This is a genomic window from Amycolatopsis sp. NPDC003676, assembly GCF_053587275.1.
Genome location: NZ_JBSFNS010000069.1, coordinates 1 through 14,943 on the forward strand (window position 1 = coordinate 1; position 14,943 = coordinate 14,943).

Below are 14,943 nucleotides of genomic sequence, written 5' to 3' on the forward strand. Positions count from 1 at the left end.
GCGAGCATCCCGCCAGCCAGCCAGGACGCGCCGCCGTGCACGGGATCCGGGTCGACAACGGTGACGCGCCATCCTTGGGCGGCCGCGCGCCAGGCTCCTTGAGGGAACTAGATTCCCTCAAGGAGCCCTTCACGGACCTTCTCATCGCCTCCAAGCCCGTGATCTCGCGGCCGAGCCCGCACCAACCTCCGAGGCGAGCGGGGCCCTCCGCGGACGCAGCCAGCCTCACCACCGACGCCCGAACCCCGCCCAATCCAGGCAAACGTGGCGCCCGCCATCCTCCCCAGCCATAGCCCGCCCCGCACATTTTAGGTTAGCCTCACCTCATGGGCGCCCTCACTTACCACCCCGGCAAGGTCATCGCGGTCCGGCGGATCACCCCGCACATGGCTCGGGTCACGTTCGACTGCCCGGGACTCGCGGCGGCGGGCCCGGTGGCGCCGGACGCGTACGTGAAGGTGTTCTTCCCGCTCCCCGGCGACGAGGAGCCGCACTTGCCGCCTGCCGAGATGGGCGAGGACGACGTCCTGTCCTGGTACCGCCGCTACCTCGCGATGCCCGACGACGTCCGGCCGCCGATGCGGACTTACACGGTGCGCGCGGCGCGTCCGGAGAGCGGCGAGGTGGACGTCGACTTCGTGCTGCACGAGGAGAGCGGCGGCCCGGCGTCGACGTGGGCCGGGCAGGCGGAGGTCGGCGGGCGCGTCGCGTTCCTCGGGCCGCACGGGTTGTACGACGTGCCGGACGGGACGACGTGGCAGCTGTTGGTCGGCGACGAGACAGCGTTGCCGGCGATCGGCGGGATTCTCGAGCGGCTGCCGCAGTCGGCGCGCGCGTCGGTGTACGTCGAGATTCCGGACCGCGCGGAGCGACAGACCTTCGAGACCAACGGTGCGGTCGAAGTGCACTGGGTGGTCCGCGGTGCGCGTACGCACGGCGAAGCGCTCGTCGACGCCGTACGCGCGGCAGAGCTGCCCAACGGCACGCCGTACGCGTGGGTGTCCGGCGAAGCAGGCGTCGTGAAGCTCGTTCGGCGACACCTTGTCCGCGAGCGTGGCTTCGACAAGACCGCCATCTGCTTCACCGGCTACTGGCGACAAGGCCTCAGCGAAGAAGCTGCCGGACGACAGCAGGCCGAAGCGTCCTAACCGAGCTTCGCGACCACTAGCTTCACCAACGCGCCTAGCCGCTGACGCTCCGGCTGTAGCGTGCGGATACCCGCTGCCTCCAATGGCGCAGCGGTCACCGGACCAACGCACGCGCAGACGACCGTGCCACCGCGCAGGGTCTCGCGCAGCTCCACGCCGCGCCCGGATTCGTCGGCGAGCGTCAGGAAGTTCGTCGCGGCCGGGGCGCTGGTGAACACCAACGCGGCCAGTTCTCCCGACAGCACTTCGTGGATCAACGAGAAGGCCGGCTCCGGATTCGGCGGCGTGTGCCAGCGGTACGGCTGCACCGCGAGCACTGACGCCCCCGCCGCCGCGAGCGGATCGGTGAACTCCGGCAGCGGTGCGCCGTGCAGCTGCAACGCCACGCGCGCGCCGTTGACACCGGCGTCGGTGAGCGCGCTGAACAGCTCGTCGTTGGTTTCGCCGGGCGCGGAGTACTCCTCGCGCAGACCGACGCCACGCACCGCGCCCACCGCTTTCGGCCCGCGCGCGAAGATGCGCGACCCGGACAGCGCGTCCAGCAGCGAGTCGCGCAAGCCCCAGCCTTCGGCGGCGTCGAGCCAACCGCGGAACCCGGCTCCGGTCGTGACTGCGGTGAGGCCGACCGGCGCGGCGAGGACGGCTTCGGTACCGCGGCGCAGTTCCGGATCGTCGGCGAGCGGCACGATCGTGATTGTCGGCGCGTGCCGCACTTCCGCACCGTGCCTGAGCAACGCGCCGATCAGGTCGTCCGCGCGCCGCTCGGCCGTGACGCCGATCCGCACGCCGTCCAGCTCACCCATCCGCTTGTCCCATCTCCGGCGAAGACGCGCCGTTCAGGTCATTCATACGTCTGCCCCATCTCCCGGATCGCCGCCGCCAGTTCCGTCCGCAGGTCCTCCGGCGCGAGCACCTCCAAATGCGGTCCGAACCGCAGCAGCTCGCCGATCGCCGCTTCGCCCGGTTCGACCGGGAGATCGATCGTCAACCATCCGTCGCCGTCCGGTTCCGCTCCGGCGGCGACTGCCTCGCGAAGCGCCCGGGCGCCGACGCTGCCCGCATAGAACGGTACGAGAGCTTGGGAGCGCGGCGAGAGGCGCACTGTCGCCTTTCGCGGGTACATCCTGCGTTCGAACTGCTCGGACCACTCCTGCCAGTAACCGGCGAGGTCGAATTCCGCCGGTCGCTCGAACTCCTCGCCGAGGTCGGTCAGCTCGTGGATGCGCGAAATCCGGTAGGTGCGATCGGTCCCCTCGCACCGGGCGGCGAGGTACCAGTTGCCCGCTTTGAGGATCAGCCCGAGCGGCTCCAGCACCCGCTCGACCTCGCGCTGGCCCCACCGTTCGTACCGGACGCGGATCCGCCGCGCGGACCACACCGCGTCGGCGACCGCGGACAGGGTCGGCAGGCTTTCGATGCCGCGATGCCAGCCGGGGACGTCGAGGTAGAACCGTTCCGCGACGCGGCCGGCGCGGCTGCGCAGCTCCTGCGGTAACGCGGCGTAGAGCTTCAGCTGCGCGGCCGCCAGCACGGTGCCGAGCCCCAGCTCAGCGGCCGCTACCGGCAGCCCGGCCAGCGCCAGCGACTGGGCTTCGTCCTCGTTGAGGCCGGTCAGGCGGGTCCGGTAGCCATCGACGAGCTGGTAGCCGCCGCTGCGGCCGCGGTCGGCGTACACCGGCACGCCCGAGGCCGACAGCGCTTCGATGTCCCGGTACACCGTCCGGACCGAAACCTCCAGCTCAGCGGCCAGTTCCTCGGCGGTCATCCGGCCGCGGTTCTGCAGGAGGAGAAGCACGGTGAGCAAACGGCCGGCACGCATGCGCCAAGTATGACTGAAATACCTGACACAAGATGGCAGGTATGGATGATTGAGTAAGCGGCATGAACACGTTTGGCATGACGAAGTGGGAAGAGCACGTGGCGAGCGGCGAGGAGGGCGGCCCGCGCGTCGCGTACGTGCACGCCGCGATGGAGTACTCGGGCGTCATCCAGGGTGCGGCCACCGGCGACTACCTGCTGTACTACCCGGGCGAAGGCTACGACGGCGGCGCGACCACGTCGCCGGGCTACGACCGGTTCGAAGGCACTGTCGACGGCCGCCGCGGCACGTTCGTCGTCCGTCAGGAGTGGGGTTTCGACCCGAAGAGCATCCGCTCGACGTTCGAGGTCGTGCCGGGCTCCGGGACCGGCGAGCTGGCCGGCATCAGCGGCTCCGGCACAGTGCACGGCGTGCTGGGCGAGCCGACCGTGTCGTACACCTTCGACTACAAGATCTGAGGGAGGCCGGGATGCTGGAGGTGTCGCGCGAACAGGCGCTGGCCTACCGGATCGCCGAGCAGGGGCTGCACCGCTCGGTCGCCGATCCGTACGACCTGCCGCTGCTGGACCTCGGACTGCAGGACAGCATGCGCGACACCGCGGCGCTCTCCCTGACCGCGCGGATGCCGGACCCGGTCACGCCGGAGTCCCTTGTGGACGATCTGCGGCTCGCCCTGGTGTGGTCGCACCGGGGCGCGCCGCATTTCCACCGGCGCACGGATCTTTCCGAGCTGACCTCCGCCTTGGTACCGGTCGACGAGCCGGACGCGCTGGCCCGGATGTTGTGGCAGAAGAAGGACATCCAGGCCGCTGACGTGTCCCCTGTGGACATTATCTTCACCACCGCGCGGGCGATCCGCAAAGTGGTCACCAAGCCGATGACCAAGGGCGTAGTGAGCGGAGAAATCACGAAGCTGTTGCCGCCCGCGTACAGCCGGTGGTGCCGTCCTTGCAATACGACGCACGTCCATGAGCAGCTCATGCGAATCGCCTCCCTGCACGGCGGCGCACGGCTCGAAGCAGGACAGTCTCCGGCGACGCTCGCTCCGCTGGAGGATCGCGGACGGATGTCCACGCGTCCGGTTCCGGCGGCGGTTTCACGGTTGATTGAGCAGTATCTGCGCTTCCACGGACCCGCGACGCAAGGCGATTCGGCGGGTTTTCTCGGCACCGCAAAGACTTCCGTAAGCGAGACCTGGCCTGCCTCGCTCGCCGAGGTCAAAGTGGACGGACGACGGACCTTCATCCCGGCTGACCGGTTGTCCGCGTTGGAGAACCCGCCGTCGGCTGCTGGAGTACGCCTGTTGCCGCCGCTCGATCCGTACACGCAGGGCCGCGACAAGGGCGTACTCGTGCCGGACAAAGCGCGGGCGAAAGAGGTGTGGAAAATTCTCGGCAGTCCCGGTGCGCTATTGGTCGACGGCGAGATCATGGGCACCTGGCGCATGAAAGCGTCCGGCAAACGGCTGGCCTTCACGCTCGCCGAATTCGATCCGCTCCGCCGCTCAGACCGCCAAACCGCGGAGGACGAGGCGGCCCGGGTCGCGTCCGCACGGGGCTACCAAGACTTTTCCGTGACGTGGGGTTGACCGGCGGGCTAAAGTCCCTGACGTGCTGAAATGGCTGCTCGACTCAGACCCGACGCTGCGCTGGCAGGTCGAACGGGACTTAGCGGACGCGCCGCCCGAGGTCTGGACGGCCACCCGGCACAAGATCGCGACCGAGGGCTTCGGCGCGCAACTCCTCGCGAAGCAGGACCCGGACGGACAGTGGGCCGGTGGCGCGTTCTTCCCGGCGGAGTTCACACCCGGCCCGGACACCGGACAGCCGTGGACAGCCACCACCTGGTCGCTCAACATGCTGCGTGAATGGGGCATGGATCCGGCCGTACTGCGCGCCCGGCGCACTGCGGAATTGATCGCCGAGAATTCCCGGTGGGAATACCACGATTTGCCATACTGGGATGGCGAGGTCGACGTCTGCATCAACGCCTGGACCCTCGCGAACGGCGGCTGGCTCGGCGTGGACGTCTCCCAGCTCGCCCATTGGTTCACCGAACATCAACTGGCCGACGGCGGCTGGAACTGCGAATGGGTCGACGGGTCGAAACGCTCGTCGTTCCACTCGACGCTGAACGCGGTGAAGGGCCTGCTCGCCTACGACATCGCGACCGGCGGCACCGACGAGACGCACGCCGCCCGCCGTGCCGGTGAGGAGTATCTGCTGGAACGCCGTCTGCTGTACCGGCTCTCGACCGGTGAGCAGGTGGCGTCGTGGGTGGATCATTTCGCGTATCCGGTGCGGTGGCATTACAGCGCGATCAACGCGGTCGAGCACTTCCGCGAAGCCTCCATCGTGGACGACATTCCGCCCGACCCGCGGCTCGCCGACGCGGTGGAACGGGTTCGCGCCGCCCGGCAGCCGGACGGAACCTGGCTGCAGGACGGTCGGCTCAACGGCGACATGTGGTTCGAGGTCGATGTCCCCGCCGGACAACCCTCGAAATGGCTGACGCTGTACGGCACCCGGATCCTGTCCTGGTGGGACTCCGCACAGTCCTAACTGGACCGCGCGATACGGAAGCCGACATCGTCCACCCGGAAGGTCGGGTGGCTCCGGCGGCGCACCGACACCCGGACGCTCCAGTGTTCGTCCGCCCAGCCGCCGCCCTTGAGCACTCGATACTCGCCGTAGACCGCCGGATCGTAGAGATCCCAGCACCAATCCCAGGTGTTGCCGAGCAAGTCGTAAGCGCCCCACGCATTCGGACGCTTCTCACCGGGCCGATGCAGCCGGGCGCCGGAGTTTCCCTCGTACCAGGCGATCTCGTCCAGGTCGCCATACCTAGGACCTTCGGTGCCAGCGCGGCAAGCGTGTTCCCATTCAGCTTCAGTAGGCAGCCGGTAGCCGGAAGCGGATCGGTCCCACTCCACTTCGTCGCCGATCAGGTACGCGGGCGGCAGTCCGTCGCGTTCGGACAGTGTGTTGCAGAACCGCACAGCGTCCAACCAGGACACCTCGACCGCGGGCAGATCTCCGCCGCCGTTGTATTGCTCCTGGGTGACCGGGATCGCGCCCAGTTCGAACGCGGGCACGTCGACTGTCCAGCTGCGTTCTGTCCGCCGGTCGGTGAGCGTCACCGTTCCCGCCGGAATGGAGACCATCCGCACCAGGCCGAGGTTAGCCGATCGACACCGGGGTGTCGCTGGGATCCACCGCCAGCCGATAGCCGCGCTTGACCACCGTCTGCACTACTCCGGCACCGCCGAGCGAGGTCCGCAGCCGGCCGATCGCCGTCTCCACCGCGTGGGCCTCGCCGCCTGAGGGAAGCTCGGCGGAGAGTTCTCGGCGCGCGACGACCCGGCCAGGTTGTCGTGCGAGCGCGCGCAAGAGCGCCATCGGTGCGGGAGCGATCTCGCGCCATTCGCCGTCGACCAGTGCGCCAGTGCCGCGGACCTGCAGCACATGACCTGCGGCGTACAGCGTCGGCGAGGCAGTGACCAAGGTGTCGGCGACGGTTCTCGCCAACGCGCCGATCCGCGACCGTCTCGGTTGGACAGTCGGAATACCCAGCGAGGCGAGCGGCCCGGCCGCAATCGGCCCGACGCACGCCACGACCACCCGGTTGCTCAATACCTCGATCAGCTCACCGAGCCGGCCAGTCCGCCGCGCCATCGCGACCGTCGAAGCAGCGGCGGGCGCGCTGGTGAACGGCAGAGCGTCGATCGTTCCTTCCAGTACCGCGTCCAACAGCCGGTCGAGCGGTCCTGGATCAGCCGGAGCCACCCAGCGGTACACCGGGATCTCGATCACCTCGGCGCCCGCCCGCCGAAGGGCCTCCGCGAAGTACGGGAGCGGTTCGCCGTGCAGCTGAAGCGCGATCCGCCGTCCGTCCACTCCGGACTTGGTCAGGTACTGCAGCAGCTCCGCGTTGCTCTCCGACGCGGGCGAATAGTCCTCCGCCAATCCCGCCGTCCGCACCGCTCCGGCGGCCTTCGGACCGCGCGTCAGCATCGACGCGTTCGACAGATGGTCGAGCACCTTCTCGCCAAGGCCCCAGCCTTCCGCAGCCTCGATCCAGCCGCGAAAGCCGATCCCGGTCGTCGCCACCACAATGTCCACTGGGGACTCCAGCAACCGCATCGTCGCCGCGTGCAGTTCGGTGTCGTCGGCCAGCGGCACGATGCGGATCGCCGGTCCATAACGGACAGCCGCACCCTGGCGCACGAGCAGCGCGCCCAGCTCTTCAGCTCGGCGCGCTGCCGTGATTCCTACCGTGAACCCGGCCAGTGGCCGGACGTCCGTCACGGTGATCCCACCTCGATCACCCCGTCCCGTACGCGAACCGGGTACACCGGCACCGAAACTCCTTCTGCGTCCAGACACGCGCCACTACGCAGGGAGAACCGTTCTTTGTAGACCGGCGACGCGACCACCGGCTCTCCCCCGGCGTCGCCGACAATCCCGCGCGAGAGCACCGCCGCGCCGCTGATCGGATCCCAATTGGACAGTGCGTACCAGCCGTCGCCAGCGTGGAACACCGCGACTTGGTGGCCGTCGACCAGCGCGGCGGCTCCGGAGAACTCCGGGATGTCCGCGGCCGCGCACACCGCGGTCCAGGGTGAAGTCATGGTCATCGCCGCACCTCCGGAACTCCCAGCAGCACCGGGATCCGCTGCTCCCGCTCCTCGCGGAACGAAATCGACGGATCCGGCGTCCCCGGCGCGTTCACGAACGAACTGAACCGCGCCAGCTTGTCCGGATCCTCCAGCACCCCGCGCCATTCGTCGGTGTAGCCCTCGACGTGTTTCGCCATCGCCGCGTCCAGGTCCTCACAAATGCCGAGGCTGTCGTCCACGATCACCGCGCGCAGGTGGTCGAGCCCGCCGTCCAGTTCCTCGATCCACGGCGCCGTGCGTTGCAGCCGATCCGCCGTGCGCACGTAGAACATCAGGAACCGGTCGATCGTGCGCACCAGCGTTTCCGTGTCCACATCAGACACCAGGAGCTCCGCGTGCCGAGGCGTCGCGCCGCCGTTGCCGCCGACGTAAAGGTTCCATCCGTGTTCGGTGGCGATCACACCGAAGTCCTTGCCGCGCGCTTCAGCACATTCCCGGGCACACCCGGACACTCCGGCCTTGATCTTGTGCGGAGAACGCAGCCCGCGATACCGCAGTTCCAAGTCGATCGCCAGCCCTACGCTGTCCTGCACGCCATACCGGCACCAAGTCGAACCGACGCAGGATTTGACTGTGCGCAACGACTTTCCGTACGCATGCCCGGACTCGAAGCCCGCGTCGACCAGCCGCCGCCAGATCTCCGGCAACTGGTCCACAGTGGCCCCGAACAGGTCGATCCGCTGTCCGCCGGTGATCTTCGTGTACAGCCCGAAGTCCTGCGCGACTTGCGCGATCACCATCAGCTTCTCCGGCGTGATCTCCCCGCCGGGAATTCGCGGCACGACCGAATAGCTGCCGTTGCGCTGCATGTTCGCGAGGAACCGGTCATTCGTGTCCTGCAGCGAGGCCTGCTCGCCGCCGAGGATGTGGCCGTTGCCCAGCGTCGCCAGGATCGACGCCACCGCGGGTTTGCAGACCGCACAACCGGTCCCGGTGCCGTACCGGCTCACCACCTCGCTGAACGTCGTCATTTGCGTCGCCCGGATGATCTCGAATAGCTCCGCGCGCGACTGCGTGAAGTGTTCGCACAACGCCTTCGACTGCTCGACGCCGCACGCGTTCAGCAGCTTCGCGAGCATCGGCACGCACGAGCCGCACGAGGTTCCCGCCCGCGTGCACGCCTTCAGCTTCCCGACCGAATCGCAGCCGTCCTCGGTGATCGCGCGGGTCAACGTGCCCTTGGAAACCCCGTTGCACGAACAAACCTGCGCCTCGTCCGGCAATGCGTCGACGCCGACCGCCGCGCCGCCACCGGCCGGGGAGAGCAACGCGCCCGGGTCAGCAGGCAGCGGACGACCGACCAACGCGCGCAACGTGTTGTACTCCGCGGCGTCGCCGACCAAGACCCCGCCGAGCAGCGTCCGGCCGTCGTCGGTGACCACGAGCTTCTTGTACGTCCCGGCCACGGCGTCGTTCACCGCGACTTCGAGCGCTCCTTCGGTGGCCGCGTGCGCGTCGCCGAAGCTGGCGACGTCCACGCCCATCAGCTTCAGCTTCGTCGCGGTGTCCGGTTCGGGGAAGCTCGCCGTGGTGCCGGTGAGCTGCGCCGCGACCACCTCCGCCATCGCGTATCCCGGCGCGACAATGCCGTACACGCGGCCCTCGACGGCCGCGCATTCGCCGATCGCGTAGACCGCCGAATCACTGGTCCGGCAGGTCGCGTCGACCAGCACGCCGCCGCGCTCGCCGACGTCCAAACCGGATTCCCGGGCCAGATCGTCCCGAGGCCGGACACCGGCGGAGAAGACCACCAGGTCGACGTCCAGCTCCGTGCCGTTGCCCAGCCGCGCCAGCAGCCGAGATCCGTCGGCCTCGATCGCGTCGGTGGAAGTTCCTGTGTGGACAGTCACGTCAAGGTTCGCGATGAGCCGTCGCAGAAGCCCGCCGCCGCCATCGTCGACCTGCAACGGCATCAACCGCGGGGCCATCTCCACGACGTGCGGCGACAAGCCCATGTCCCGCAACGCCTTCGCGGCTTCCAGCCCGAGCAGACCGCCGCCGATCACCACGGCCGCCCGGCGGCCGCGTCCTTGCCGTTCAGCCGCCGCGCGAATGGCGTCGAGGTCTTCAATAGTCCGATACACGAAGACACCCGGCAGGTCCCGGCCCGGAACCGGCGGCACGAACGGACGAGAGCCGGTAGCCAGCACCAATGAGTCATACGGCTGCACGTGCCCGGCCGCCGTCGTCACCGTCTTGGCTTCGCGATCCACCGAAACGACGACCTCGCCGAGACGAAGCTCGACCGCGTCGTCTCCGGCGTAATCCGATCCCGGCAACGCCAACGCCGCCGGATCCCAACTGTCCACATAGGAGGTCAGCGCGACCCGGTCGTACGCGGGACGGTTCTCCTCGCCGAAGACGACAACCCGCCATTCGCCCGCCGCGTCTGCCGCGCGAAGTGCCTCCACGAACCGGTGCGCGACCATTCCGTGCCCGGCGACCACCACTGTAGGCATTTCAGACCTCCGCTCCTGCCAACGCCACCTGCGCGCGCACCGCCGGCTTGCGCAAGTAGCCGAACCACGTCACACCCACGCACACCGCGTAGAAGACCAGGAATCCGACGAACGCCGGAACACCGCTGTGCGCGGTGGCGAACGACTGCCGGAACGCGAGGTTGATGAACAACCCGCCCAGCGCGCCGATCGCACCCGCCAAGCCGATCAACGCGCCGGACAGGCGGCGAGCGTTCCGCAATTCCGTCGCCTCGTCCGCACCGGCCTGAATCGCCGCCCGCGCCTTCACCTGGAAAATCGCCGGGATCATCTTGTACGTCGACCCGTTGCCGATTCCGGTGAGCACGAACAGAACGATGAACGCGGCGGTGAACGTCGCCAGCGAGTCAGCCGAGGAAGCCAACACCAGCGCCACGGTCGCCAACGCCATCGCCCCGAAGGTCGCGAAGGTGACCCGGCCGCCGCCGATGCGGTCCGACAGCCACCCGCCGATCGGCCGCGACAGCGAGCCCAGCAGCGGACCGAGGAAGGTCACCGCGGCCGCCTGCAACGGCGTCCGGCCGAACTGGTTCTGCAGCACCAAACCGAAGGCGAAGCTGTAACCGATGAAGGAACCGAACGTGCCGACGTACAGCAGCGACATGACCCAGGTGTGTCCATAACGGACTACCTCACGCATCGCTTTGGTGTCACCGCGAACGCTGGCCAGGTTGTCCATGAACAACGCGGCGCACGTCGCCGCGATGACGATCAAGGGAAGGTAGATGTAGAGCACCAGTCGCGGCGCAGTCGCACCAGCGGTGCCGATCACGAGGAGTCCGACAAGCTGAATCACCGCGACGCCGAGGTTTCCGCCACCGGCGTTCAACCCCAGTGCCCAGCCTTTGTGCCGTTCCGGATAGAAGGTGTTGATGTTTGTCATCGACGAGGCGAAGTTTCCGCCGCCGACCCCGCCGAGCGCGGCCATCAGCACGAATGTTCCGAGCGAGGTTCCCGGGTGCAGCACGATCGCGGTCAGCACAGTCGGGATGAGCAGCAGCAGCGCGCTGATGACCGTCCAATTGCGACCGCCGAATCGCGCGACCGCGAAGGTGTACGGAATGCGCATGATCGCGCCGACCACCGTCGGCGTGGAGACGAGCAGGAACTTGTCCGCCGCGCTGAATCCGTAAGCCGGGCCCATGAACAGCACCACGACTGACCACAATGTCCAGATCGAGAAGCCGATGTGCTCGGAGAACACGGAAAACCACAGGTTGCGCCGGGCGACGCGCTTCCCGGTCGTCTCCCAGAACTCGTCGTCCTCGGGATCCCAATGCTCGATCAGGCGGCGGGTCATGGCGTCCTCCTCGTTACCGGGGGCGGTCATTGCGCGGCCAGCCAGTCCGCGACCGCGCCGACCGTGTCGCGGCAGCTGCCGCATCCCGTGGTGGCGCGGGTGGTGCGAGCGAGTGCGGCAGCGTCGGTGGCGCCACCCCGCCAGGCTTCGATCAGCCGGCCTTTGGTCACCGCGTTGCAGCGGCAGATCACTGTGGACGAAGGGAGATCGGCCGGGCTCGCCGCCGTCGGCGCGCCCGCGGGCAACGCGCGGCCGAGCAGAACCGCGAGCCGGTCTTCGGGCACTGGCGTGCCTCGGTCGTGCAGCTGCGTCACGGTCGCCGCCGCGTCCGGCAAGCCGAGCAGGATCGCGCCGGTCACCCGGTCGCCGCGGACGACGAGCTTGCCGTACCGGCCGCCGGACGGATCGTCGAAGGTCACGACCTCGGCAGCGGCGTCCTCGCTGGTCACCTGCGTTTCGCCGAGGGCGGCGAGATCGATGTCGCGGGCCTTGAGCCGGGTTACCGTGCGAGTGCCGCGATACCGCGCCGTGGCGTCCGCACCGGTGAGCAAGTCCGCCAGCACGGCAGCCTGCTCCCACGCGGGTTGCACCAATCCCGCTGGCGCTCCCGGGTGGCGGGCGCAGTCGCCCAGTGCGTGGATGCGGCCGTCACTAGTCCTAAGTAGATCGTCGACCAGGATGCCGCGATCCACTTCGAGCCCGGCGGCTTCGGCGAGCGACGTCTCCGGACGCACCCCGGCCGCGACGACCACAAGGTCAGCGGGGACGAAGCTGCCGTCGTCGAGCTTCAAGCCATCGCCGGGAAGGTGCCGGGCGGCCGTTACCTCGAACCGGAACGTCACGCCCAGCTCCGCCAACCGGCGCGCCAGCACTCGGCCAGCGCCGGAATCTAGTTGCCGTTCCAGCACATGCGGCTGCGGGTGCACCACTGTCACGTTCGCTCCGCGACCGGCCAGACCTCGTGCGGCCTCCAGGCCGAGCAGCCCGCCGCCGAGTACCGCGACCGGTGCACCCGGGCGTGCGGCGTCCACGATGCGCGCACAGTCGTCCAGCGTCCGGAACGTCACGACCTCCGGCCCGAGTTCGAGCCCTTCGACCGGCGGCAACCAAGGCGCGGCCCCGGTCGCGAGGACTACTGCGTCGTAAGGGAAATCCTCGGTTTCGGTACAGACGACCCGTCGCGCCGGATCGATTCGCGTCACCCGTGTTCCGAGCCGGAGGTCGACCCGCGTCTGCGCCGCCCACTCGGAATCGTGCAGCCGCACCGTTTCCGGGTTCATCCCGCCAGCGACCACAGTGGACAGAAGTACCCGGTTGTACGCGGGATGCGGCTCTTCGCCGAGCACCGTCAGCCGTACGCGGTCCGCTTCTGGGTCGCGCCGCCGGATCTCGTCCGCGAGCCGGGCACCGGCCATTCCGTATCCAATGATGACGACGTTCCGCGCGCTCATGCTTCCGCCCTCGCCAACGACACCGCGCACACCTTGAACTCCGGCATCCGGCTCACCGGGTCGAGCGCCGGGTTAGTCACCAGATTCGCTCGCGCCGCACCGGGAAAGTGGAACGGCATAAAGACCAGATCCGCCCGCATCGACGACACGCACCGCACCCGCGCGACCGTCTCCCCGCGCCGCGACCGCACCACCGCGTGATCGCCGTCGGCCAGCCCGGACCGCGCCGCAGTGTCCGGATGAACCTCGACGAACACCTCCGGCACGACCGCCGTCAACTCCGCGATCCGGCGAGTCTGCGCACCGGATTGGTAGTGCTGCAGCACTCGACCGGTCGTGGCCTGCAACGGAAACACCTCGTCCGGCAGCTCGGCGGGTCCACTGTGGTCAACTTCCGCGAACCGCGCCCGTCCGTCCGGGTGGGCGAATCCGTCGAGAAACATTCGCGGCGTGCCCCGGTGTTCCTGGTCCGGAACCGGCCAGTGCAACGCTTCCCCGGACCGCAGCCGTTCGTAAGTCACCCCGAAGTAGTCCGCAGCTCCGCCCTTAGACGCGGTACGCAGTTCCTCGAAGACCTTCGTCGCGTCGTCCGGGAACCTCTCGGCTGGCTGTCCCATTCGGACGGCGAGTTCACGCAAGAGCGACAGATCGCTGCGTACTCCGTCGGGCGGTTCGATCGATCGCTGCCGCAGCAGCACCCGGCCTTCGAGGTTGGTCAACGTGCCCTCCTCCTCGGCCCATTGCGGCACCGGGAAAACCACGTCGGCCAGTTCCGCGGTTTCCGACAGCACGAAGTCCGCCACCACGAGAAGATCCAGTTCAGCCAACTGGTCCTGCACGCGAGCCGACCGTGGCGCGGACACCACCGGATTGCTTCCGAACACAAGCAACGCCTTGATCGAATCGCCCAACTCATCGAGCAACTCGACCGCGGAACGTCCTGGCCCCGGCAAGCTTTCCGTTGGCACACCCCAAACTCCGGCTACGTACGCACGCGCCGCCGGATCGTCGATCTTGCGATACCCCGGCAGTTGATCCGCCTTCTGCCCGTGCTCGCGTCCGCCCTGGCCGTTGCCCTGACCGGTCAGACAGCCGAACCCGGATCCGGCACGGCCCGGCAATCCCAGCGCCAGCGCGAGGTTGATCCACCCGCCGACGGTCGCGGTGCCGGACGCGTGCTGTTCCGTCCCGCGCCCGGTAAGCACATACGCGTTGGCCGCCCGCGCCAGCATTTCCGCCGCCCGGCGCTGATCCGCCGCCGAGACGCCGGTCACTCGCTCGACTCGCTCCGGCCACCAGGTCGCGGCAATCCGCCACATCTCATCGAACCCGGCCGTTCGAAGATCCACATAGGACTTGTCCAGGTATCCTTCGGCGACGACCGCGTGCAGAATTCCCAACACCAGCGCAAGATCCGTTCCCGGCGCGGGTGCGAGGTGCAACGCGGCGCGTTCGGCGGTCGGGGTGCGGCGCGGGTCGATGACGATCAATTCCGCGCCGTCCAGATGCTGCATGAACGGCGGCATCGTCTCGGCCGGGTTCGCTCCGGCGAGCAGGACTACGTCCGCGCCCGCGAGATCGGTTACGGGGAAAGGAAGTCCGCGGTCCACGCCGAACGCGCGGATTCCGGCCGCGGCGGCGGAGGACATGCAGAATCGGCCGTTGTAGTCGATTTGCGCCGTTCCGAGTGCGATTCGGGCGAATTTCCCGAGCAGGTAAGCCTTTTCGTTGGTGAGACCGCCACCGCCGAACACCGCTACCGAGTCCGCGCCATATGTCTGTCGCGATGCTTGCAGGCGAGCCGCGACGAAATCCAGTGCCTCGTCCCAGGAAACCGGCTGCAGTTCGCCGTCTCGCCGGAGCAGCGGCGAGGTCAGTCGTGCGCCGGACTTCAGGAGCGAACCGGCGGTCCAGCCTTTCTGGCACAGCCCGCCCGCGTTGACCGGGAAATCCCTTGGGGTGACCCGGGTCTCAGCCAGGCGCATCCCGCACTGCAAGGCGCAGTACGGGCAATGTGTGTCGACGTGCGGCACAAGCGCTCCTCGGGTC

Annotated in this window: 13 protein-coding genes; 4 read left to right on the top strand and 9 right to left on the bottom strand. The window is 68.5% G+C overall.

Going from position 1 to position 14,943, the window contains the following annotated elements:
* Nucleotides 1-326 precede the first annotated feature (326 nt).
* Nucleotides 327-1,148, top strand: coding sequence for a siderophore-interacting protein (locus tag ACWDNU_RS30495; protein WP_449671435.1), 822 nt, complete (start codon nucleotides 327-329; stop codon nucleotides 1,146-1,148).
* Here ACWDNU_RS30495 and ACWDNU_RS30500 read toward each other — a convergent pair.
* The gene (locus ACWDNU_RS30500; protein ID WP_449671436.1) at nucleotides 1,145-1,951 is read right to left on the bottom strand and encodes a uroporphyrinogen-III synthase; all 807 of its coding nucleotides are present in this window, start codon (nucleotides 1,949-1,951) and stop codon (nucleotides 1,145-1,147) included. The genes ACWDNU_RS30495 and ACWDNU_RS30500 overlap by 4 nt on opposite strands.
* A gap of 38 nt (nucleotides 1,952-1,989) precedes the next feature.
* A complete protein-coding gene (locus tag ACWDNU_RS30505; RefSeq protein WP_449671437.1) occupies nucleotides 1,990-2,967 on the bottom strand; it encodes a helix-turn-helix transcriptional regulator in 978 nt (325 codons plus the stop codon).
* Between the two features lie 62 nt (nucleotides 2,968-3,029).
* On the opposite strand from ACWDNU_RS30505, the gene ACWDNU_RS30510 reads away from it, so the two are divergent.
* The 3 genes from ACWDNU_RS30510 to ACWDNU_RS30520 are packed head-to-tail and all read left to right on the top strand — an operon-like array spanning nucleotide 3,030 to nucleotide 5,528.
* Nucleotides 3,030-3,425 carry a DUF3224 domain-containing protein gene (locus tag ACWDNU_RS30510; protein WP_449671438.1) on the top strand — a complete coding sequence of 132 codons (396 nt, stop codon included), beginning with the start codon at nucleotides 3,030-3,032 and terminating at the stop codon, nucleotides 3,423-3,425.
* 11 nt (nucleotides 3,426-3,436) lie between these two features.
* Nucleotides 3,437-4,555 (top strand): winged helix DNA-binding domain-containing protein, encoded by a 1,119-nt coding sequence (locus ACWDNU_RS30515; RefSeq protein ID WP_449671439.1) that lies wholly within the window; start codon nucleotides 3,437-3,439, stop codon nucleotides 4,553-4,555.
* 22 nt (nucleotides 4,556-4,577) lie between these two features.
* The gene (locus ACWDNU_RS30520) at nucleotides 4,578-5,528 is read left to right on the top strand and encodes a squalene cyclase (protein ID WP_449671440.1); all 951 of its coding nucleotides are present in this window, start codon (nucleotides 4,578-4,580) and stop codon (nucleotides 5,526-5,528) included.
* Here the strand turns inward: ACWDNU_RS30520 and ACWDNU_RS30525 are convergent.
* The 7 genes from ACWDNU_RS30525 to ACWDNU_RS30555 are packed head-to-tail and all read right to left on the bottom strand — an operon-like array spanning nucleotide 5,525 to nucleotide 14,927.
* Nucleotides 5,525-6,130 (bottom strand): formylglycine-generating enzyme family protein, encoded by a 606-nt coding sequence (locus ACWDNU_RS30525; protein WP_449671462.1) that lies wholly within the window; start codon nucleotides 6,128-6,130, stop codon nucleotides 5,525-5,527. The two genes, ACWDNU_RS30520 and ACWDNU_RS30525, sit on opposite strands and share 4 nt — an antisense overlap.
* Nucleotides 6,131-6,146: 16 nt before the next feature.
* Nucleotides 6,147-7,274, bottom strand: a complete 1,128-nt coding sequence (locus tag ACWDNU_RS30530; RefSeq protein WP_449671441.1) for a uroporphyrinogen-III synthase — start codon at nucleotides 7,272-7,274, stop codon at nucleotides 6,147-6,149.
* Nucleotides 7,271-7,603, bottom strand: coding sequence for a nitrite reductase small subunit NirD (nirD, locus tag ACWDNU_RS30535; protein ID WP_449671442.1), 333 nt, complete (start codon nucleotides 7,601-7,603; stop codon nucleotides 7,271-7,273). The genes ACWDNU_RS30530 and nirD overlap by 4 nt, the downstream gene beginning before the upstream one ends.
* Nucleotides 7,600-10,104 carry a nitrite reductase large subunit NirB gene (nirB, locus tag ACWDNU_RS30540; protein ID WP_449671443.1) on the bottom strand — a complete coding sequence of 835 codons (2,505 nt, stop codon included), beginning with the start codon at nucleotides 10,102-10,104 and terminating at the stop codon, nucleotides 7,600-7,602. The genes nirD and nirB overlap by 4 nt, the downstream gene beginning before the upstream one ends.
* A gap of 1 nt (nucleotide 10,105) precedes the next feature.
* On the bottom strand, nucleotides 10,106-11,443 hold the full coding sequence (locus ACWDNU_RS30545) for a nitrate/nitrite transporter (RefSeq protein ID WP_370940240.1): 1,338 nt from the start codon (nucleotides 11,441-11,443) through the stop codon (nucleotides 10,106-10,108).
* A 26-nt stretch (nucleotides 11,444-11,469) separates the two neighbouring features.
* Nucleotides 11,470-12,894, bottom strand: coding sequence for an FAD-dependent oxidoreductase (locus tag ACWDNU_RS30550; RefSeq protein ID WP_449671444.1), 1,425 nt, complete (start codon nucleotides 12,892-12,894; stop codon nucleotides 11,470-11,472).
* Complete coding sequence (locus tag ACWDNU_RS30555; protein ID WP_449671445.1) at nucleotides 12,891-14,927, bottom strand: molybdopterin oxidoreductase family protein; 2,037 nt, start codon at nucleotides 14,925-14,927, stop codon at nucleotides 12,891-12,893. The genes ACWDNU_RS30550 and ACWDNU_RS30555 overlap by 4 nt, the downstream gene beginning before the upstream one ends.
* Nucleotides 14,928-14,943: the final 16 nt, after the last annotated feature.

What these genes read in the sequence shown, in the direction of transcription:
- ACWDNU_RS30545 (WP_370940240.1), bottom strand. Translation starts at nt 11,443, where the DNA reads ATGACCCGCCGCCTGATCGAGCATTGGGATCCCGAGGACGACGAGTTC.
- ACWDNU_RS30500 (WP_449671436.1), bottom strand. Translation starts at nt 1,951, where the DNA reads ATGGGTGAGCTGGACGGCGTGCGGATCGGCGTCACGGCCGAGCGGCGC.
- ACWDNU_RS30525 (WP_449671462.1), bottom strand. Translation starts at nt 6,130, where the DNA reads ATGGTCTCCATTCCGGCGGGAACGGTGACGCTCACCGACCGGCGGACA.
- ACWDNU_RS30505 (WP_449671437.1), bottom strand. Translation starts at nt 2,967, where the DNA reads ATGCGTGCCGGCCGTTTGCTCACCGTGCTTCTCCTCCTGCAGAACCGC.
- ACWDNU_RS30515 (WP_449671439.1), top strand. Translation starts at nt 3,437, where the DNA reads ATGCTGGAGGTGTCGCGCGAACAGGCGCTGGCCTACCGGATCGCCGAG.
- ACWDNU_RS30510 (WP_449671438.1), top strand. Translation starts at nt 3,030, where the DNA reads ATGAACACGTTTGGCATGACGAAGTGGGAAGAGCACGTGGCGAGCGGC.
- ACWDNU_RS30550 (WP_449671444.1), bottom strand. Translation starts at nt 12,894, where the DNA reads ATGAGCGCGCGGAACGTCGTCATCATTGGATACGGAATGGCCGGTGCC.
- nirD (WP_449671442.1), bottom strand. Translation starts at nt 7,603, where the DNA reads ATGACCATGACTTCACCCTGGACCGCGGTGTGCGCGGCCGCGGACATC.
- ACWDNU_RS30495 (WP_449671435.1), top strand. Translation starts at nt 327, where the DNA reads ATGGGCGCCCTCACTTACCACCCCGGCAAGGTCATCGCGGTCCGGCGG.
- nirB (WP_449671443.1), bottom strand. Translation starts at nt 10,104, where the DNA reads ATGCCTACAGTGGTGGTCGCCGGGCACGGAATGGTCGCGCACCGGTTC.